This is a genomic window from Pararhizobium mangrovi (assembly GCF_006516965.1).
GTDB lineage: Bacteria > Pseudomonadota > Alphaproteobacteria > Rhizobiales > Rhizobiaceae > Pararhizobium_B > Pararhizobium_B mangrovi.
In genome coordinates, this window is the sequence record NZ_VHLH01000064.1 from 1 (window position 1) to 1,437 (window position 1,437).

At 65.6% G+C, this 1,437-nt stretch carries 1 protein-coding gene, 1 tRNA gene and 1 pseudogene; 1 reads left to right on the forward strand and 2 read right to left on the reverse strand.

Features of this window, described 5'->3' with window-relative positions:
* The first annotated feature begins 14 nt into the window (after window positions 1-14).
* Window positions 15-91: transfer RNA gene (locus FJU11_RS18170), tRNA-Met, on the forward strand.
* On the opposite strand, the gene FJU11_RS18880 is transcribed toward FJU11_RS18170, so the two are convergent.
* Complete coding sequence (locus FJU11_RS18880; RefSeq protein WP_407946745.1) at window positions 48-1,115, reverse strand: recombinase zinc beta ribbon domain-containing protein; 1,068 nt, start codon at window positions 1,113-1,115, stop codon at window positions 48-50. The genes FJU11_RS18170 and FJU11_RS18880 overlap by 44 nt on opposite strands.
* Window positions 1,116-1,119: 4 nt before the next feature.
* Window positions 1,120-1,242: pseudogene (locus FJU11_RS18885) on the reverse strand (hypothetical protein); the annotation flags it as partial.
* Window positions 1,243-1,437 lie beyond the last annotated feature (195 nt).

A 1,437-nucleotide genomic window follows, 5' to 3' on the forward strand; every position in this document is an offset into this window, starting at 1 on the left:
TCGCTCGATAATAACGCGGGGTGGAGCAGCCCGGTAGCTCGTCAGGCTCATAACCTGAAGGTCAGAGGTTCAAATCCTCTCCCCGCAACCATCGTGACTTGCTCGCCAAGAGCAATCCCGTCCGCCGGCTCGCCGATCGCGCGCGAGCCGGCGGACAGCATCGAAGCCAGCGAACCGGACAGCACCGGCCGCACCGTCGATCGCTTCCTCCCCACATCACTCACCGGTACCAGATCGACATGGTCGATCATCGACCGGATCGCCTCGCGGGCATCATGCGCCTCGGGATTGGCGTCCAGCGTCTCCAGCAATCGCGTGACCATGCGGCGATAGCCCTCGGCCAGGCGTGGATGCAGGGCAGGGATCGCCGGTGTCGCTTCCAGTTCGTCGATCTCCGCTTCCAGCCTCGTCTTCGTCGCCTCGTCGTGCGCCAGCTTCTCTTGAACCGTCTCGGACCGAATACCCTTGCCGATCGCGTTCACCCAATTACCGATGCGCTTCGTCACGTCGCGCAGCTCCCGCTTGCGGTCGCGGATCGCCTCGGCGCTGCCGTCCTGTCGCTCGCGGTCGAAACGCTTCACCTCCTCCCAATAGAGAGCGACATGTTCCGGCTTCAGGAGCCGCTCGCCGAGGCCGGCAAGGACGAAGGCTTCCAGCCGTTCGCGCGCGATCGTCAGCTGGTTGGGGCAGGTTCCCTTGTGGCGGGCTCGGCTGCAGCCGATCCGGCTCGTCGACACCATGCCGGCCCCACCCCCGCACAACCCGCATCGAACGAGGCCGGAAAGCAGGTAGCTCGGCTGCCGAGCCTTCTGCGAATTCCCGCCGTCCGGGTCGAGCCGGGCTGCCTGCTTCGCCTGCTGCGCCTTTACGGCATCCCATTGCGCGTCGGTGACGATCCGCAGATCCGCGGCCGCCGAAACGATCCATTCGACAGGCGGCCGCAAACGGGAGATGCGCCGGCCGCTGGCCGGATCCTTGCGGTATTCGAGCCGGTTCCACACCTGGCGTCCGACATAGCGCTCGTTGTTGAGGATGCCGGCGCCGCTGCACGCGGTTGCCATCGATCGTTCTGTGCGACCATTCTCCCCCGCTCGGGGCGGGGACGCCCTCGGCATTCAGCCGCGTGGTAATGATCTTGCCCGAGTAGCCCTCGGCGTAGAGATCGAAAATCCGCTGGATCGTTGCGGCCTCCGTCGGATCGATCTGCCGCTCGCCGGCCATGCGCTCGCCGCGTTCGTTCATGCGCGGAAGGATCGTGTAGCCGTATGAGCGGCCGCTGGCGGACTGACCTTCGCAGGCTCGGGCTGCGAGGCCGCGATGCGTCTTCGCCGTGAGATCGGCAAGAATGTGTAGGGCGGTGAGAAAGTAGGCCACGAAGCGGCGCCGATGTGGTTTGCCGCGCCGGTGTAAAATCCGGCCAGTGGTTAGGCTGTTTTC